Source organism: Pseudomonadota bacterium (assembly GCA_038533575.1).
In the GTDB taxonomy this organism is placed as follows: domain Bacteria; phylum Pseudomonadota; class Alphaproteobacteria; order Rhodobacterales; family Rhodobacteraceae; genus Shimia_B.
In genome coordinates this window covers 243,437-262,445 of sequence record JBCAYL010000002.1, presented here as the reverse complement: position 1 = coordinate 262,445, position 19,009 = coordinate 243,437, and the positions used below count along the sequence as shown (strand labels likewise).

Here is a 19,009-nt window from a genome sequence, read left to right as displayed (position 1 = left end):
ACACGAGGGACTGTGGCCCTACGGCGCCCAGAAGAGCGCCTGCCCCTCGGGCCAGCTCAGATCGAATGACAGCGCGATCTCCGCCGTCTCGCCCGGTGCCAGCGCAAGCTGCCACTCCATGACGCCGCGCTGATCCTCCACATCCACTTCGCTTGGCGGCAGCGACAGGTCCACGTCGATCTCGAGGTCCTCCTGCTGGGAGGTCGGCACCGCGTAGCGCAGCCGCACCTCCCGCGCCGCGTCGCCGAGGTTTTCGGCCGAGAGCCGGATCTCGTCCTGCCGTACGGCGCGGCCCCGGATTATGCCCCTGTCCCCCTCCTGCTGATCGAGGAAACGAACCGAGAGCGCGATATCGGGCTCGGGACCGAAGCCCAGCGTGGCCTCCGCCCCCGCCGCGATGGCCGGCAAAAAGCCCTGCCCGACAAAGGCCCCGTCCCGAGAGAGACGCACCGGCCCCGGCAGGATCGGCTCCCCCGAAAGGTTGCGGATGTCGGCCATGTGGAAGGCGGTCCCGTCGAAGCGGGGCGTCGCGGCGAGGTAACGGTCTGCATCCATCTCGAGCGGCGCGAGCGCCACGCTCACTTGTCCCTCGAGCAGGACGCTTGCCGGGGCCGGCAAGCGGTAGGACACGACCGGCCCGTCCGTGTCCACCACGGCGAAGGCCGGGGCCGCCTCCATCAGCATCTCCGGCGCACCGGCCGTATCGAGAGTGGTGCTGCGCATGAGAGGCGCGGGCGCGCGGTCCCCGATCCGCGCAACGTCCCGCGTGACCGGGCGGGCCTCCATCTGGCCCGAGGGCATCGCCGTGGAAAGCGTCACCTCCGCGTCGATCCAGGGCACGCCCCCACCGTGGCGGATATCGACCACGCGATCGAGCCGGACGCCGGTGTCGAGCGCCGCGTCGTAGGAGACCGACCAGCCCGCGCCCACATCGGTGAAGTCCCGCGTGACGGTGACATCGCCCGCTTCCACGAGCTGCACGTCGAGCCGCGCCAGCGACCAGCCCGCCGCCTGCGGCGCGCCAAGCAGCGCGAGCCGCGCCTCGGCCCGGGTGAGCGCGACCTCGGCCCGGTCCACGCCAGTGACGAGGGGCGGCAGTTCGCGCTCGAGCGCGGCCTTGGCCTCGGCGATGTCCAAAAGCTCCGCGCTCACGAGATCGACCATCTGTGACAGCTCCACCGGCGAGGGCAGCGCCTCCCCGCCACCGATGGAGCGCAAGAGCGCCTCGGCGGCCTCCAGCGCCTCGATCTGCGCGGACTGCGCGGCCAGCGCGGCCTCGGCAGCGCCCAAGGAGGCCTCCGCCTCCCGCACGTCCTCCCGCGCCGCGGCTTGCGCCGGGGCATCGAAGATCTCGGGGGCGTAGGCTGTGTTCTGTTCCACGCGCGTGCCCGTGAGCACCGCGCCCTGCACTTCGGCGCGGAAACCGTCTAGCAAGTAGGCCGGTGGCACGAGGAGCACGATCTCATGGTCGCCCGCAGGCAGCGCAACGACGGCGCGGGCCGTCACACGCGCGCCCTCGGGAAAGACCTCCGCGGCGACGACCGGAAAGGGCACCTCCACCACGTCGGCCCGGCCCATCCCCGGCAGGGCGGCCACGAGACCCGCGCCCGACACCAAACACAAAACCGCCAATGCATGCATGAAAAAACCCTCCCGGCCGCTGCCGGAAGGGTCCGTCATTCCGCGCCGCTAGGCAATATCAGGCTTTCTTGAGGACCCGGTTCCCGAGCGTCTCCGCGATCTGCACGGCGTTGAGCGCCGCGCCCTTCCGCAGGTTGTCGCTCACGCACCAGAGGTTCAGCCCGTTCTCGATCGTCCCATCCTGCCGGATCCGGCTGATGAACGTCGCGTAATCGCCCACGCATTCCACGGGCGTCACGTAGCCCTTGTCCTCGCGCTTATCGATCACCATCACGCCCGGCGCCTCGCGCAGGATATCGCGCGCCTCGACCTCATCGAGGAACTCTTCGAACTCGATATTGATCGCCTCGGAATGGCCCACGAAGACAGGCACGCGCACGCAGGTCGCCGTCACCTTGATGCTCGGATCGACGATCTTCTTTGTCTCCACGACCATCTTCCACTCTTCCTTGGTGGAGCCGTCTTCCATGAAGCTATCGATATGCGGAATGACGTTGAACGCGATCTGCTTGGTGAACTTCGCGGGCTCAACCTCGCTCGTCGGGTTATAAATCGCCTTCGTCTGGTCCCAGAGCTCGTCGAGCCCCTCTTTCCCCGCGCCCGAGACACTCTGATAGGTCGACACCACCACCCGCTTGATCTTCGCCCGGTCATGCAGAGGCTTCAGCGCCACGACCATCTGCGCCGTGGAGCAATTCGGGTTCGCGATGATGTTCTTCTTGGCATAGCCCTCCACCGCCTCCGGGTTCACCTCGGGCACGACGAGCGGCACATCCGGGTCGTAGCGGTAGAGCGAGGAATTATCGATCACCACGCAGCCAGCCTTGGCAGCCCGCGGGGCATAGATCTTCGTTGCTTCTGATCCCACCGCGAAGAGCGCGATATCCCAGCCCGTGAAATCGAATGTGTCCAGATCGGCCGTCTTCAGCGTCTCGTCGCCAAAGGAGACCTCCGTCCCCTTGGAGCGCCGCGATGCCAGCGCCGCGATCTTGTCGACCGGGAACGCCCGCTCGCTGAGGATATTGAGCATCTCGCGGCCCACATTCCCCGTGGCCCCGACAACGACGACATTATAGCCCATGATCTGTCCTTCCGTTCAGGCCCGGCGGCTGTAGGGGGTTTGTGGGGGGAAGGGAAGAGGGGCGCGGATATGCGGCCTCAGCCCGCCACGGCCTATCGGCCCTGACCCGACGCGCGTGACGGTGTCTGCCGTAGCGCTATAGCTTCATGTATCCGACCATGCGACGCGGCGGCTAGATCGCAAGGCTCTCGGACCTCCGGTGCGCGATCTCGGCGCCATTCCGCTGCGTTTGCTCGACTACCTCTAATAGAGTACCGATGGCCTTGGCCGTTGCACAATTATGAGTTCAAATGCGGAGAGCACCAAAACCCAACGCCAGGCAAATTCGTGACTTATGTCACACTTCAATTTACACAATGAATTGCCCCGCAGGCCCTTACCCTGCCCCACAGTGTTTTTGACTGATGTAGACGGTGTGTCAATTTAGAGGCGCGGCGACCGCAGAGATGATTGTTCTCAGAGTCAAGCAGCTCTTGCAAAAGGACAATTTTAGCTTATCCTGACACGCTTAAGCCTGAGAGTGAGGGATTACCGTGCGCCTTTTCCTGCCTTTGCTTGCGACAATTTCTGCGTTATTTTTGATGTCACATAAGGCAAATGCCAAACAGTATTTGTGTAATCACAGTAATTTGGATTTGATGTACGCGTTCTCAGTGAAAGCTGGGTTCGCAATGATGGGTCATAATCATACCGTGCGTGGATTTTTTAGTTTACCGGCTGGCGAGTGCGATGAAATTGTAAGGGGTGACGGCGTTTCAGAGGCGAATGTCGTTCTGTATACCACGGGTTCACGTAGTCAGCGCATGCGTCTGCGCGTGATTGAGCGGGACGGGCGAACCGTCTTTGGCGCGCCTGCGCCTTCAATTGGAAATAACGCGTGGTCTTTTTGCGTCACAAAGAACCGTTCAAGTTTCACCGATGGTTCGGTAAACCTGGGAAATCTTCGATCTTGCAGTGTCAGCAAAGAGCTTGTGGAGGGGCAGTTTTGGATGCTTTCGCCCACGGATGCTCGTTTTACTCCGGCTCGTGACGTTCCTGCCGTGGCAGTCATCACTAGTGACAAGGTCAGCGCTATGACAATTAGTGAATACAACAAACGCTTCTGATACAAACTTCGTAGATGAGCGGCTTCCGACGGTGCTACATTTCTGGCAGCTGATACCAAACCGATACTACGAGCAAGCGTAGGGTGGGCACTGCCCACCATCCGACGCCGCCACCATCGCGAGCGCCGAACCCTGTGACGGTGAGAGGCGATCTGCCGTCCAAATTCTACGAGCGACGGAGGTGAGCCTAGCGTGCCAATTCCACTCACGGCGGTGGGCAATGCCCACCCTACGGCGTGGACCTCGGCGTCTCGGGCGGGATGACTTTCTTACCCACCCGTTAACCCGCCGCCATCTGACGCGGAAACGTTTAATGCCGCGAGGCGGGCTCCCGAGCCAAACGCGAACCATACGTTTGCCATACGATTTCTGGCTGGCCGTTTCGACCCCGCGAGACGGGGTTTACGGGGCTCGGCCTGCCCCGTAGTGTCGGCTGTGGGCCGTGTCGCGCCCGCGGCGTGGCTGCGCGCGTCAGAGCCGGTTGATGCAGGCGGCAAGCCACAAAGCCGCCTGCCCCACGCGCCCCTGGCGGTAAACGCCCGTGCGGCGCAGCATGGCGAGCCTCTGCAGCAGCCCGCCCCTTCGCCCCGCGCTAAAATCCTGCAAAAGCGCTCGATTTTCGGGGGTGAAGCGATGGATGGACTTGGCGAGTGCTGCGGTGTTTGCCGCGTTCCATCGGCTGTACCGCCCGCGCAGCACCTCGCGGACACGCCAAAGCCCCGCGCGAAATCCGCGGTTCACGCCGATCTCGTTGCCGCCATGCTGGCGATAGAGCAGACCGGGCTCCGGGTCGAAGACGATCGCGCCGCCCGCCCCGGAAATGAGCTGGTAGAGCCACCAATCATGCGCCGCTACCCCAACCCCATGCCCCGCTTCCTCCCGCGCAAGACGCGCCGCGGCGGGGTTGAGCACGATCGTGTTCCCGGCCACCACGTTCTGCACCAATGCATTGCGGAACCCCAGCGCGCGCGGGGGCATCCGGCTCGGACGCCGCGCGGACAATGCGGCGTCACAGACCAGGGTGCGGCTGCAGTAGAGCGCGGGCCCGTCCTCGGGTAGCGCGTGGAGGGCGGCCGTTGCCGCTTCAAGCTTGTGCGGCAACCAAACATCATCCTGATCGCAGAAGGCCAGATAGGTCGCCTCGTCGTCTGACATCCGGATGAGGTGCACGAAATTGGCCGTGGCGCCTTGCGCTGGCCCCTCGATCAGCCGCACGCGCCCAGGATGACGTGCCGCGAAGCTCCGCACCAGCTCGGGACCGTGGTCTGTTGACGCGTCGTCACTGACGAGCAGAGTCCAATGGCGAAAGCCCTGCGCGTCCAAACTACCGAGCTGAGCGCCGAGATAGGCTGCACCGTTGTGAAGCGCGAGAAGGATCTGGACTCGGGACAGGGCTCGTCTCCGCGGCGGTGGCCGGACGCCCCGAACTCTTAGCAGCGGCGCATTCCGGGGCAAGCAGACATCGCTCTGATCGCACCACTAAACCGGGAGCAGGGCCCGGGCTCTCTCGCGCGCGCCCGCGCTGATCTTGGCACGCAGCGCCGGGTCTTCGAGGAGGCGGATCACCGCCCGTGCCGCTGCCACGGGATCGTCGGGCGGCACGAGGAACCCGCTGACCCCGTCTTCCACAAGCTCTTCGAGGTTGCCCCGGCTGTAGCAAACGACAGGGCGCGCCGCGGCCATGGCCTCCAACACGGTCAGCCCGAAAGACTCGGCGAAGCGAGAAAGATTGACGACGATATCGGCCTGCTCCAGCGCCTTCGCGGGCGCGTCGGCATAGCCTGGCGTTTGGACGATCGCGGGCAATGGGCGCAACGCTGCGAGGTCACTGCTCTCTGGCCCGATCAGCAGGCAGGGATTGTCCAGACCGCGCGCGGCGATCTGCTCGGCCATGTCCACGAAATCAGCTATGCCCTTCTTGGCGATGTTGCTGCTGATCATCGCCACGCTCGGTGCACGTTCCCCCGGAAGAGGCATGTCGAAAAGGGCAGGATCGATACGGTTGGCCGCGATCGTGGTGCGCTCCGGGTCAGCAAGCCACGCCTGGACACCCACGCTGTTTGCGACGAAGCGATCTGCCTCGCTCAGCAGCCAGCCCCGGATGGTCGACGCATCGGCGCCCAAGGCTTCGCAAAGGGCCGGGTCGTGGTCAGGCCTCTCATGCACATGGTAGATGATGGGAATGCCGCGTCCCCGCGCCGCCTGCACGGGGGCGTCCACCACGAGCGTATTGATGTGCACCTCGCGCGGCGCAACTTCTCTGACCAGGGTGTCCAGCGCTCCCAATGTGTCTGCGTGGTATATCCGCTGGGCGTGCCGCCAGGGGTAGGGAACAATTTTCACACGTGCACATCGCTCCAAGAGGGCCTGAAGATAGCTGCGATTGAAGATCTGCGGCAGCACGACAACCGGCATCTCACCGTCTGCGACAAGGCGATCAAGGGCGACCAGCAAGCAGCGCTCCGCCCCGAAGAGTTCCGCCCTGGCCTGATGCCCGAAGAAGAGGCAGGTGGGCGCTTCATTGGCATAAGCGCCCTCGAAGGTCGGCAGCGGGGCCAACTCCTGCGCCTGCCCCTCCTTGTGCCAGTGAAGGATCGGGTTCTTCTCCTCTGACTGCTCGAGATAGGCCAGTCGGTAGCCGGACGTGCTCAGTCTGGGGGAGGGGTCGAGGCCATTTTCAGCGCCGCCATTCAGGTAGTTGAGCGCGGGATCCATGGCCGAATGCCGGACATCCGGATGAGCCGCGAGGTACCAAGACGCGTCGAAGAGAGGTGAATTTCGGATGACGTCATCGCGGTCTTCCTCGGCGGTCTGCGCGCCGATCGTGATGCCAGCAGGGGCGGCAAACGGTCTTCGCGCAGGGTGCTCCGGCAAGTGGAGAGCATGTGTACCGGCATGTGAAGGTCGCGATTTCTGCGCACGGGCGTGCCAGCGCTGCGAGGCATCGTGGTATGCGGCGCGAAGCCCGCCGAATGTGCTGCGGATATGCGTTTCAGGCTGGGTCGTCAGGCTGTCGGCCTGTATCCGGCCGAGCGAGAGGGGTGTGCCGGGAAGGACCTCCCTGAGGCACGCACTGCCGTAGGCTGCTATGAGACGATAGTAGTACTCGGTATCCGCGCCAACCCGAACCCGGTCCCAGTAACCGAGCTCGTTCAGAACAGCGCGTCGTATCATCAGGGACGAGACATTGCGGTGGATGAGCCCTCCTTCCTCGATCCTCCAATCTGTAAAGAAGAGATCCTCTCGCGCACGCACCCAGTGGGACAGGCTACCCCTGAGAAAGGGGTCAGCTATCAGAGGTCGGACCTGTTGCAGAATTCGGTCGGGATGGGCCCAGTCATCGGCATCGAGCACGGTGATGTAGGCGCCCCGTGCCGCGGCGGCCCCGCGATTGCGCGCGGGATAGGCGCCTTCGTTTCTGGGCGAGGAGACGACGCGGAAGCGCGGATCAGCATCTGCGAAGCGGTCGGCAATGGCCCGGGTCTGATCTGTGGAGCCATCATCCACCACAATGACCTCGAGCGCCTTCCACCGTTGCCCGGCGAGCGAGGCAAGCGCCGTAGGAAGCGTGGCCCCGGCGTTGAATGCCGGGACAACCACGCTGACGACAGGCGCCTTGCGGCGCGGTCGGTCGGGGAGGCTGAGCTTGGGTCGCGCGAGCCGGTCAAAGGCCGGGTGCGCCCCCGGCGGTAGGCACAGGCGCCCGAGCCCCGCGCGACGCCAGATGCCATTGAGCGCCTCCAGGGGCCGGCCGGAAATATTGGCATCGACAAGGTCACACTCAGCCGGTGAAAGCTTGGCTTTGCGGGCGAGCCCGAGCATCGCTCGCGCTCGGGCAGGATCGTCATGGCCTAGCGCCACGTGCGCCGCGAGAACCAGCCTTCCAACATCCGTACCAGGCGAGACGGTCTGATCGTCAGGCAGCATCATGCGGCAATGCGCGGCGGCCTGATCGAGATCCCCCTCGGCGAAATACCAGCGGGCAAGTGCCCAGTGCGCCGTGTCACTGGTTTCGCGGTTCTGGCTTCGCGTTTCTGCCTCCAGTGCGAGAATCCCGTCCTCTGCGAAGCCCGACCAGAGATCGCGCTCGGCCGCCGTGACAGGGGGCGCTCGACCAAGCCGCCCTTCTTCACGCCCATAAGTGTCGTAGTGAAACCATGGGTCGAGCCCGGCGGCAGCGACGTCAGGGTATGCCCAGAGATACCAGTGCGGATCGAAGTCCGCGGCCTGCCCAGACGGGTTCGGGCTAGTCATGCGAGGAGAACCCCGCCGAGGCAGGAAGTCTCCTGACAAAAAACGGTCCTAGCCATTTAGGTCGATTTCCTCGGACGCACGGATCGGCGTACCGGGCACGATCAGCCTCACGTCCTCGCGCTCCAGCAGCTTGAAGAACCCGTTGCAGAAGCGTTTGGGTGTCCGGTCGAGGTTGGGACGGTGATCAAGGCCAAACCGCTGACCCTCGCGTGCCGGATCCTCGATGATCGAAGCCATTTGCGCCACGACCTGTGGATCGCTGCAATCACCCCGAAGCACCAGATGAAGCGACACCTGCTCCTCGACTTTGCCGAACATTTCTTCCGGCACCATTTTCAGGCGTCTTGCATGGTTCTCGGGGCTCAAACCACCCGGCTGGCGATGCCAGTACTGCGCGATCTCTCGGTAAAAGCGGCGCAGCCCATAATAGATCGTGCTGACATGGGTCTGCTTGGTGCGGGTCAGGGAGGTTTCGTCATCGAGTGCAAGTGCAAGTGGCGCGTGGGGCATGACCTTCTTCAGCGAATGCCATCCATGGGCAGCCTGCATGCGCCAGATCAGCTCCGTATCGGCGGAGATGCGCACGTTGTCCCATGGACCAAGCTCATCGAAGAGCGCTTTCCGGGCGAGGAAGCTCGAATGGCTCCAATGCAGCGCCTCGGAACTGACGCGCCAATTCGTCGTGACTGTCAGGTCGGGTTTAACGCGGACCCAGTGGGCCACAACGCCGCTGGCCTTGCTAGAAACAAGCGCTCGCAGCTGAGTTTCGATCTTCTGCGGATGCGACCAGTCATCGGCATCATGGGTGGTAACGAAATCTCCGCGCGCCAGTTTTAGCCCGCGGTTGCGGGCCGGATAAGCGCCGCCGTTTTCCTCTTGGCGAACAAATCGGATCCGCGGATCCGCAGCTGCCAAACGCTGTAGGAGGAGAAAGCTCTCGTCGCTGCTACAATCGTCCACCGCTACGATTTCGATATTGCGATAGCTTTGCTCGCACAGCGACCGGATCGCGGTCTCTAGCGTCTCCGCGGCATTAAAAATCGGCATGATCACAGAGACCAAGCCGTGATCGGCAGCACATGGCGGAACAGCGTCGCCCGTGACATTGCCGAGGGCGAGAGGTTGCGCGGGATCGCTCAGGCGCAGGCGCGCCAGCCCGGCATTGGAATAGACCCGATTGATGGTCGCGAGCCGGTCGGCATCGCTGGCGCCCGTATTCGCGAGCGCCAGGAGCGCATCCGCATCGTCTTGCCCCGCAGCAGTGCCGAGGAATTGCAGCAGCGCCGCGCGAGCTGCGATCTGATCGTTGTCTGACAGATGCAAAAATGCACGCGTAACGAGGTAGGATTTCTCGTTCACCTGCTCCGGTGTAATGTCAGGAAGGGCGGCAATCCGTGAGAGCGCGGCAGGAAGATCGCCTTGAAAGGCGTGCCAAATCGCAAGTTTACGCGCAGCGGTCAGCCGCACCTTTGCGGGAGCCTCGGGATTGTCTGCGATCTCTTCAATCGAAGCTACCAGGCGCTCCGCCGGGCCGCCTCCCCAAAGGTAGTGGTTGAGGCGCGCCATGTCCTTTTCGAGGTCAGACCCTTTGCAGTCCCGGCCTTCTCGTTCGCCAAAGCGGGCGTAGTGCAGGAGCGGGTTCATGCCGGTCTCGGCGACGTCCGGATAGCGTTCGAGGTAGAACCGGGTGTCGAAGTTCTTACCTGGGTTGCGACCCATGGCGGCCCCATACTTTAGGTAATGCTCGGCAGGCTCCATCCCGAGGCGTGCTACGTCCGGATACGCATCGAGGTACCACTGGCTGTGGACCTGACCGGTCTTTCGGATCGCTTTGACCTGGGCCGCGAAGTCCATGCTCTAATCTCCGGACCGATGCAGGCCGCGCCCCTCGTCACGGCCAAACATCTCGTAATGCACAAGCGCGTTCATACCGCTCCGGGCCACGTCACGGTTGGTGCGATAGTATGACATCGTGTCAAACTGTGGGCTTGGATTGCGTCCGTCGAGCGCGCCGTGGAGGACGTAATGGCGTGCTGGATCGATCGCCGCCTCGGCGACGTCCGGATATGTCTGCCTATACCACTCGGCATCGAAAAGCGGACATGCCGTGAGCAACGCGACCTGTTGCTTCAGACTGGGCAGACCGGCGTGGACGCCAGGATCGCCCCGGCGCAGGAGACCACGCGCGCCGCGGCGCATCGCGATCTCGGCATCGCGAAGTTCCATCTGGATCTCGTGCCATTCCTGTCTGTCGCGAAGCGTGTCCCTGAGCGTCCCGACCTCGGTTTCGAAGAGTTGCGTGAGTGCGACGAGCTCTTCCACGCGAGTTTCGAGCTGCTCCTTAAGCTCAGAAATCTGGGCGTTTGACGCCGACTGGTTCGCGCGAGCCGATTTTGCAACTCTTTCTTGCGCTGCCTCAGCCTGGGCTAGACGGGTCTCTAGGTCCTGAATTCGAGTGGCCGAGGCCGCTTTGTCTCCATGAGCCGACTTTGTGAGCCGAGCGAGATCATCCTCGAGCGCGGCACGCCTTGATCGCGCCTCTTTAAGCTCTGCCGCGTTTGCAGTCGTCTTTGCAGCTTCCTTGCGGAGCCAGGTGCACTTGCTCTCAAGCGCTTCGATCTTCTCCGAGGACGTCTCGCGGAGCTCTCTCAGCTCGTGATCTTTCAAACGCAACGCAGCCTCGAGTTCGGCGATGCGGTCTTGGACTTGGTGACTCGATGTACCGGCCTCGCCCAACAGAGCTTTCAGCGCCTCCACTTCCGCCAGCCGCGCGGCATGTGCTCGCTCCAGCGCTACGGTCTTCTCGTCCAGTGCTTGGAGCGCGAGCCCGCGGGAGGTTTCGGCTTGACGCATCTCCTCCAGTTGTACCTCGGCAGTGCGCCGAGCGGCTCGCTCACTGCGCACAGCGTGGGCGTCGACCTGCGCCTGCCCAAGGCGAATGAAGGCATGATGGGCCTCCGCATGGCCGGGCGTGGTCTCTTGGAGAATGAGCTGCAGCGCCGCAGGGGCCTGAGACCCCAGCGCCACGGCGAGACCGTTGCCGGCCGCCAGCGTGAAATCCACACCGCCAAGCTGCAGCTGGCTCAGCACGTCCCCTAAAGCCCCCTGCCGCTCCGGATCCTTTGCGCCATGCACGAGTACGATGCAGCCTGGGGAGAGCTTCTCTCGCCAGTCTTGCAAGTCCTGGGGAGGTTCATTGAGTTCAATGTAGATGACATCGACACAAGCCGGTTCGAAACGTTCGATGACCGGCTCGGCCCAGGCGTCAAGAAGCGTTGAGAAGCGGGCATATGCCGCGCCGTTCGTCTTTGCGAGCGCAGCGAGGCCCGTGGGATCTGTAATGTTGAAGGCCTCGGTCGTGAGACCATTGTGATCGATCGCTTGGCAAAGCCCGAAATACGCCTCGCCAGGGTGCGGATCGAAGCAGACCAAGCGACGAGGGGCCGTCTTCTCGATCACCCAAAACAGAAAGGGTAGGATGCCGAGAGCAGGGCCGCCCTCGCTGTACGCGGCCGGCAGGAAAAGACTCTCGGAACGAAGCACCTGCAGGCCGACGCCGTCCGAGGCGACGGACTGCTTCTCGAGGGCAGGCAGGTGAGTATCCATCTCGATCTTCTCTCTGCGTCGTCCGACGCGCGCAATCCGAGGAGCTAGGCAGCGTCTGGTGCATCGCCTTTGTACAGTGATTTGGACAGGTTTAGCCAGAATCCGGTCGGCAGATCATTGCGATAGGCGATCCCCTTCGGAAAGCTGGTCGGGCTCAGGCGAAAGTTCGGTTGCCGGGCCGCAAGTCTCTGATGCAATGCTGCGTTTTTCGGCTCGACGACCGCCTCCACCCGCTTTTGTTCGCTGCGGGTGAAGATTGTCGTGTCGCTTGGGCCTTTGAGTGCAGAGAGGAGTTTCTCATTCACGAATGCAATCATCTCTGTGCTGGGCACGTTCGGTCGGACAATCATCCCGGCGATCCACGCGGATAACGGGTCGGGAGAGACGTTGGCGCTCGGGACGTTTTTGCCATTGGCAAGCAGCGCGGGATCCATCTCGCATCCCGCCTTGTCCAGCACGGTGGCTAGGATCCCCGGGCCTTCGCACGCCGTGCTGTAGTCGAGATATTCAATTTCATGCTCTGAGAAGGCTGTCAGAAGGTGGTCGTCGAGCTGCGTGTAGTCGAGGAGCAATCCTGCCGCGTAGCCCCGCTTGATCGCGTTGCTTAGGTACGTCGCCCACATCATCGGGGCCTTCTTCTTCGAAATCTCGAGATATACCGACTGCAGGAACGAGACTTGGTCCCGGAGCGTGCAGATCACTCGGACCTCCTCGAAGGGGTCGAGCCACGACCGGATCTTCGCGAGGTCAATGCGGTTGTCGGGATGCCCCCGGGAGAATTCCTCGCTGCTCAGAAAGACTGTCTGATCGCCCTTGGCGGTTTCACGAACAAGCCTCTGCCAAGCCGCAGCCGAGCCTTCCGGGAGATGGAAGACCGGCGGGAGATTGACCCAATCCGTGACCAACCCATGGTGCCCTGGCACCCGTCCCATGTTCGGATAGTGAATGCCGTGCTTCGCGAGCAGTTTCCGGTTCGCGTGAAAGGTCTTCTGGATCGTGGTCGTGGCTGTCTTGTGGGTGCCAACATGTATGACGAGCCTTGCCAAGGTTAGGGCTCCCCTTTCTTTGTGGCGTCGCGCCAGCTACGCAGCGCGTCGAGCCAGGCCGTGTCGTATTGTCGAGAAGGTTCGAGGGCTGCCTTCTCGCCCCATTCGTTCCACGCGTTGATCATCAGCTCTCTGCGATAGGATCCAGCCAGCCGATGACGACTGAGTTCGCACAGCCACCGCGCGAAGCGGACCGGATTGGCTCCGTATGCAATATGCGCCAGCCGACCACGGCGAGCGGTGTTATCCCATGAGGGCATGACCCCCGCGATCAGATTGACGGGGCGCTCATCGTTTTCTGCGATGGAGTTCGCGATCACGGCTTCATAATCGTAAATCAGCCCCGAAAAGCCGGGAGAAGGTTTGATGGCACCCGGTTCATCCAGATCTTGTGACGTTGGCCCCCCGACAAGGTAGTCCGCGGGTGTCACAAGCCCGTGTGGCGGCATCTCGACGAGAAAGTCGAACAGGTCTGGCGGGACGTCGCTGCCTCCCGAGACGTGGAATTGCACTGCGCCAAGCTCCACCTCGCCCACGCCAACGGTCCTCCATGCCGCGCGTAGGGCGGCCACGGATGCCTCGGGGTCGGGCATGTCTTCGGGGCGATAGATCACGAAGCGCGGACGCGAGCCGTCCGGCCGCTGGTAGCGTCTATCCTTCAGATAAGGCACCGCCGCCTCGACCAGCTTTTCCTCGAAACCCGCAGCATAGGTCTGATCCACGAGGACCTCGCCGCTCAGTCCATCCCAGTTGCGACGCCAGCTTTCATTGGCCCAGCAGAGATAGAACGGGAAGTCGACCTCAGGCTCGTTGAGCAGGTTCCGTAGCGGCCCTTCGAGCAGCGTCTCGCCGTCGAAACAGTAGAAGTAGACGCAAAACGCATCGATGCCGGATTTCCGGGCAAGGGAGGCCTGCTCGGCCATAATCCTCGGTTGCAACAGATCGTAGAAGCCGAGCGCCGAGGGCAAGGCCGGCTGCGCATGGTGCTCGAATTGGGGCCGTGCGGAAGCGGCGGCCTGCCATTCGGTATATCCCTGTCCCCACCACGCATCGTTCTCAGGGATACGGTGAAACTGCGGAAGGTAAAATGCGCTGACATAGGTGGGGCCGACCGGCGCGGGCTCGGCCGTGCGCGTCTCGGACAAGTCGCTCGTTTGCAAGATCTTGAGATCGCCCGCGGCCACGATGTGCCCCATGGCCCGCTCGAAGGCGTGCGCCAGCGTCCCATCGACCTGCGCGGCCTCGAGCTCGAAATCATCCTGATCGAGCTGCATGCCACGGATCATTGCGAGGACCGGCGGCTTGAGCCAGTACATCGAACCCGCCGGAAAGGAGAGACGATCCGGATCGGGGCGGATTTCGACCCGGGCGAGTAGGGCGACCGTGTTCTCGTAATTCGAGCCCCACCAATGCTTGCCCTCGTAATGCTGACCGTCTGCCACCCAGAGTGCCGCGCGGGGATCTGCAAGAAAACGCTCCAGGCGTTCCGCGGCCGCTTCCGCTGGAAGCAACCCGTCGATCAGATGCCTGCGCCATACATCGCCGTCCTCCCGGTGCGGTGAGCGCTTTGTGTGGATTTTGCAGACCGCCTCATAGGGCGCGAGCAATCCCGAATTCAGAAGATGCACGAACGGGAAGATATCACGCCCGTGGTTGGGCATCGTGACGACACGGGCGTCTGGCCATGTATGCCTGATCCGGTCCGAGAGGCCTTCGCTCAGCGTTCCATGATCTGTGATCGTCACGAAGAGGTCGTGATCCAGTCCGGCCCTCTCGATGGTGCCGGATATTTCCTCCCAGAGGTCGGCATAGTAGATATGCACAACCACGGCCACGCGGGCAGTCTTTTGCCCGAGAGGAGCCGGGCGCAGAACAGGCGGCAACATCTCGCCCTTCAGCGCGCCCCCGTTCGGGCTGCTCCGGGTCAGGCGGTTCTCGCGCTTGCCGTAGCGCACGTAGTGCAGGAAAGGCGCCTGCACATCGCTGAGGTCCGGGTTCAATTCGCGATAGGCTCTCGGCGAAAAGGCAAGGCTCGGCTGGAAACCGGCGGCTTCTCCGAACACAACGTAGTGGCGCTCAGGAAACAGACGGAAGAGTTGGTTCAGCGTGGGGTGACACTCAAGATAGAAATCCCTGTCAAATTCCCCCGAGCGCCAGATTCTCCAAGTTGCGTAAAGCGAGATCGGACTGAGAGAAAAGAAGCGCGCCGCCCTCCGGGTCTTATGAAAAAGTACGCTCAACAAGGAGAGAGTGCTGTCCGCGAGGTTATACCGCTGTTGGGTGTACCAATGGGGTTTCTCACATGCAATTCATTGCCGTTGCGAGGCGAAATCACGCTGACCTCAGCGCCTCTCGTTCAGAATATACCGGTGATACCTCCCGAGAAACACCAGCCCCAGCGTCGACAGAACCAGCGCGATACCAAAGTAGTAGACCAACGAAACATAGGTCGCCTCGTAGGTGGGAAAGAACCCCGTCCGCATTACGCCAGTCATATGAACGAGCGGGTTGTACCAGAGCCAGTTGGCCGCGACCTCGGGAAGGTCCTCGTAGATGAAGAGGACCGCAGAAAGAATGAATAGCGGCCTGTTGACGATTAGCCAGAGATTTTCCCAGGCCGGGATGATCGCCATCAGAAAGCAGTTCAGGACGCCAACCGCGAAGCCCAGGGAAGTTGCCATAAATAGGCTCAGGGCAATCGCCTGAAAGTCTAGGATCGATCGCAGATCATAGACGAGGTGTATGCCGGTAACGATGATGTAGAAAACGATGACCTGGGTGAGCACGTTGAGCAGTAGGCGGGCCAGAATCGCGTCCATGAACGTCACGCTGGGATAGGCTAGCAGCGGCCGCGAGAAGCGAATGGCCTGCGAGATCGTCGCCGCCAGAGTGAGATAAAGCGCGAAAGGCAAGTAGCCGGTCGCGTAGAACAATGCAAAATTCGTCCCGAGCGACGGTGCACGCAGCAAGAGGCTGAATGCGATCGACAGGACAGCGATCGCACCGACCGGTTCGAGGACCGCCCAAATGTAACCGCCAGGAGAACGCCCGTAGCGGGTCGACATCTCACGCAGAACAAGTGCGGTGATCGTTCGCAAACTGGCAAAGGACCGAGTGCGTACACCCGATGATACCCGGGGCATGTTGACCTTGCATCCTCTCGGCGCAGCATGTTGCTGTAATACTGCATTTATTATATGCAATGAGACAAAGGACGGCGCAATCAACGAGCACCGTCGGAGCACTTTCGTGGCAGAGAAAAATCCCAGAAGCAGGCCCGTCATGCAGCTGCGCATGGCTGCAGAGAAGCCCGATGAGAACGCGGTCTCACCGGCCGTTCAAGAGGCGGACCCCGCGCGAGCCGAGGCTGCGGAGGCGCCCCAGCGACGGCCAAAGGCACGACCGGGCGAGGCCGAAAAGCAACGCGGCAAAGCCGGCAAAGCGTCCGGAGCGGGCAGCAAGGGCAAGCCAGGCTCCAAGCGCACAGGCAAGTCCGGCAATGTGCGCCCTCCGGCGCGCCCGGCGCGAAGTGGTGTGCGACACCTCCTGATTGCACTTAGCTTCCTTCTCGTCGTGCTGGCCCCGTCCTCGCTCGTGACGGGTTATCTCTACACCCGCGCACAGGATCAGTATGCATCGACGTTGGGCTTCGTGGTGCGCCGTGAAGAGGTCGGCTCCGCGGTTGAACTGCTCGGCGGGCTGACGCAGCTTTCAGGCTCAAGTTCCTCGGACACCGACATCCTCTACGAATTCATCCAAAGTCAGCAATTGGTGAGCCAGATCGACGCGCGGCTGGACCTGCGCGGCCTCTATTCGCGCCATCGGGAGATCGATCCGGTCTATTCCCTAGCCCCTGACAGCACCATCGAGGAGCTTGTCAGCTACTGGAGCCGGATGGTGAAGATCTACTACGACACCGGCAGCGGGTTGATCGAGCTGCAGGTTAAGGCGTTTGATCCAGAAGAAGCGCAGCAGATCGCCCAAGCGATTTTCGATGACAGCGCGGCCATGATCAATGAACTGAGCGTGATCGCGAGAGACGATACCACGCGCTACACCCGCGAAGAGCTTGCGCAATCGGTTGAACGGCTCAAGGACGCACGGGAAGCCCTCGCGCAATTCCGCAGCCTGACACGGATCGTCGATCCGCAGGCAGACATCCAGGGCCAGATGGGTCTTCTCAATAACCTGCAACAGCAATTGGCGACGGCACTTATCGAGGGCGATCTCCTCGCGCAGACAACGCGCGCAGGCGATCCGCGGATCACGCAGGCCGATCGCCGCATCGAGGTCATCCGAAACCGGATCGCCGAGGAACGATCGAAATTCGTGCTCGGCGGTGAGGCCGACTCCGAGGAAGACTACGTCCGGGTCCTGTCAGAATTCGAACGGCTCACCGTGGACCAGGAATTTGCACAGCAGGCCTACCTCGCAGCGCTCGCGGCGCATGACAGCGCGCTGGCCGAAGGGCAACGAAAGACGCGCTACCTCGCCGCCTACGTCACCCCAACGTTGCCGGAGCAGGCCCTCTACCCGCAACGGCTCATCACGGCGATCGTCGCGTCGGCATTCCTGCTGCTGATGTGGGCCATCGGCGTACTCGTCTACTACAGCATCAAGGATCGCCGCTGAGTCCCATGATCCGGTTGCAAGGTCTGTCCAAGACATACTTCCTGAATGGTCGCAGCAAGGTGGTGGCCGACAATCTGAACGTCACTTTCCCCACCGGCAAATCCGTTGCGCTTCTGGGCCGGAACGGAGCCGGGAAGTCGAGCTTGCTCAAGATGATCGCAGGCACGATGGACCCAGACAGCGGCGAGGTGATCTCGAACGGTACGATTTCATGGCCTGTAGGGTTCGCAGGCAGTTTTCACCCGGAGCTGACCGGCGCTCAGAACGTGCGTTTCGTGGCGCGGATCTACGGTGTCGATACTTACATGCTGCTCGATTTCGTCGAAGACTTCGCGGAGTTGGGGCAGCATTTCCACCTGCCATTCCGAAGCTATTCGTCAGGCATGCGCTCCCGGCTCGCATTCGGCACGTCCATGGGGATCAAGTTCGATACCTACCTGGTGGACGAGGTCACCTCGGTCGGCGACGCGGCATTCAAACACAAGAGCGAAGAGGTCTTCAAAGCGCGCATGGAAAAGAGCGGGGCGATCGTCGTGAGCCACACAACGCCTATGCTGCGCCGGATTTGCGACGCAGGCGCCGTCCTCGAGAATGGAAAGCTACGGTACTTTGACGACGTGGGAAACGCGATCGACTACTACCACGGGGTCATCGGAAGCGAGGACGATGGCTAGAGCACCATGTGCGCCTTCGCCTTGGGCCTAACGAGAGGCAGCCCTTAGCATCTCCGCGCCGTTGCTTTGAACATATTCGAATGCCTGTTCCGCCGCGCTGCTCGAAAACCCAAGAGTGCCATCCGCGCGCATAACGACGGCGCCCCGACTATCCGGCTTGATAGGCGCGGCCTTGAGCAAGCGGTCGATCTCTAGAACGCAGCGCCGTATCACACTGCGCTGCTCAGTGGAGACATCAATTCGCGCGATCTCGATGAACGGGGTATCCCATCCGCAAACACCGCGTGCCGCCAGTTTCTCGCGGTTCGCCCGCATGCGCTGCTGGGGGTCGAGGTTGCAAAGATGCACCGCAACAAGGCATGGCGGCACGTCCGCGCTAAACATCTCGCTTGGGAACTGAATGTTATGGCACTGCGCCCCAGTCAGCTTCCTGCCATGACTCGAGGCAAGCGCTGGTTTGCCCCAATGAAGCACCGAGGCTAGGCGGTCGGTCTTTTGTGGAAAGCGCAGATGATCGCGGGAGCCAGGCTGGTTTTCGACAAGAAGCCCCGGCAAAGCGTGCGCGTCCGTTGTGCGCTGCATAACGCGATCGACGAGGCGATGGTCGGCAATCCAGCCCGAACGGTCCATCCAGGTCAGGCGTTCGTCGGTATCGAGGAGCATCGACCAATCGCACGTGTCTTCAAGCGCCGAATAGAACGGCTGAAAGAGTTCGCGCTTGTGCAGGTCGTCATGGAAGGCGTCGAATTGAAAGACGTGCGCGCGATGAGACAGCTCGGCAAGCAGCGAAAGGACATCAGGATCGTCGGACATGTTGTCGGCGATGATCAAGTGCTCCGGGCCCACGATTGCCGCGTGGTGACGGAACCAGTCCCTTAGAAAGAAAGGCTCGTTGCGGGTCTTGAGAATTATCCGCAGCGGCGCTGCATCACGCTTCAATGACCGAACAATGCGCCGCTGGTCACGGGG

Annotated in this window: 13 protein-coding genes; 3 read left to right on the top strand and 10 right to left on the bottom strand. The window is 62.3% G+C overall.

The genetic code is table 11. The features are described from left to right. Positions 1-18 precede the first annotated feature (18 nt). Both AAFM92_12985 and AAFM92_12980 read right to left on the bottom strand, forming a co-directional pair. Positions 19-1,641 (bottom strand): DUF4139 domain-containing protein, encoded by a 1,623-nt coding sequence (locus tag AAFM92_12985; protein MEL7301290.1) that lies wholly within the window; start codon positions 1,639-1,641, stop codon positions 19-21. Positions 1,642-1,699: 58 nt separating this feature from the next. Further along, positions 1,700-2,722, bottom strand: a complete 1,023-nt coding sequence (locus tag AAFM92_12980) for an aspartate-semialdehyde dehydrogenase (protein MEL7301289.1) — start codon at positions 2,720-2,722, stop codon at positions 1,700-1,702. A gap of 533 nt (positions 2,723-3,255) precedes the next feature. Here AAFM92_12980 and AAFM92_12975 point away from each other — a divergent pair. Continuing rightward, positions 3,256-3,828, top strand: coding sequence for a hypothetical protein (locus tag AAFM92_12975; protein MEL7301288.1), 573 nt, complete (start codon positions 3,256-3,258; stop codon positions 3,826-3,828). Positions 3,829-4,299: 471 nt separating this feature from the next. On the opposite strand, the gene AAFM92_12970 is transcribed toward AAFM92_12975, so the two are convergent. The 7 genes from AAFM92_12970 to AAFM92_12940 all read right to left on the bottom strand — a co-directional run bounded on the left by AAFM92_12970 (position 4,300) and on the right by AAFM92_12940 (position 15,877). Beyond that, the gene (locus AAFM92_12970; protein MEL7301287.1) at positions 4,300-5,283 is read right to left on the bottom strand and encodes a glycosyltransferase; all 984 of its coding nucleotides are present in this window, start codon (positions 5,281-5,283) and stop codon (positions 4,300-4,302) included. Between the two features lie 24 nt (positions 5,284-5,307). Continuing rightward, positions 5,308-8,082, bottom strand: a complete 2,775-nt coding sequence (locus AAFM92_12965) for a glycosyltransferase (GenBank protein ID MEL7301286.1) — start codon at positions 8,080-8,082, stop codon at positions 5,308-5,310. 48 nt (positions 8,083-8,130) lie between these two features. Continuing rightward, entirely contained in the window at positions 8,131-9,936 is a 1,806-nt protein-coding gene (locus tag AAFM92_12960) for a glycosyltransferase family A protein (protein MEL7301285.1), read from the bottom strand. 3 nt (positions 9,937-9,939) lie between these two features. Then, positions 9,940-11,688, bottom strand: a complete 1,749-nt coding sequence (locus AAFM92_12955) for a hypothetical protein (GenBank protein MEL7301284.1) — start codon at positions 11,686-11,688, stop codon at positions 9,940-9,942. A gap of 44 nt (positions 11,689-11,732) precedes the next feature. Continuing rightward, positions 11,733-12,734, bottom strand: coding sequence for a hypothetical protein (locus AAFM92_12950; protein MEL7301283.1), 1,002 nt, complete (start codon positions 12,732-12,734; stop codon positions 11,733-11,735). A gap of 2 nt (positions 12,735-12,736) precedes the next feature. Continuing rightward, a complete protein-coding gene (locus AAFM92_12945) occupies positions 12,737-14,977 on the bottom strand; it encodes a glycoside hydrolase family 99-like domain-containing protein (protein ID MEL7301282.1) in 2,241 nt (746 codons plus the stop codon). A 99-nt stretch (positions 14,978-15,076) separates the two neighbouring features. After that, positions 15,077-15,877, bottom strand: coding sequence for an ABC transporter permease (locus AAFM92_12940; protein ID MEL7301281.1), 801 nt, complete (start codon positions 15,875-15,877; stop codon positions 15,077-15,079). A gap of 139 nt (positions 15,878-16,016) precedes the next feature. Here AAFM92_12940 and AAFM92_12935 point away from each other — a divergent pair, with 139 nt between their 5' ends. Further along, a complete protein-coding gene (locus tag AAFM92_12935; GenBank protein ID MEL7301280.1) occupies positions 16,017-17,366 on the top strand; it encodes a sugar transporter in 1,350 nt (449 codons plus the stop codon). Positions 17,367-17,371: 5 nt separating this feature from the next. Continuing rightward, complete coding sequence (locus tag AAFM92_12930; GenBank protein MEL7301279.1) at positions 17,372-18,040, top strand: ABC transporter ATP-binding protein; 669 nt, start codon at positions 17,372-17,374, stop codon at positions 18,038-18,040. A 27-nt stretch (positions 18,041-18,067) separates the two neighbouring features. On the opposite strand, the gene AAFM92_12925 is transcribed toward AAFM92_12930, so the two are convergent. Beyond that, positions 18,068-18,979, bottom strand: coding sequence for a glycosyltransferase family 2 protein (locus AAFM92_12925; protein ID MEL7301278.1), 912 nt, complete (start codon positions 18,977-18,979; stop codon positions 18,068-18,070). Between the last annotated feature and the right edge of the window lie 30 nt (positions 18,980-19,009).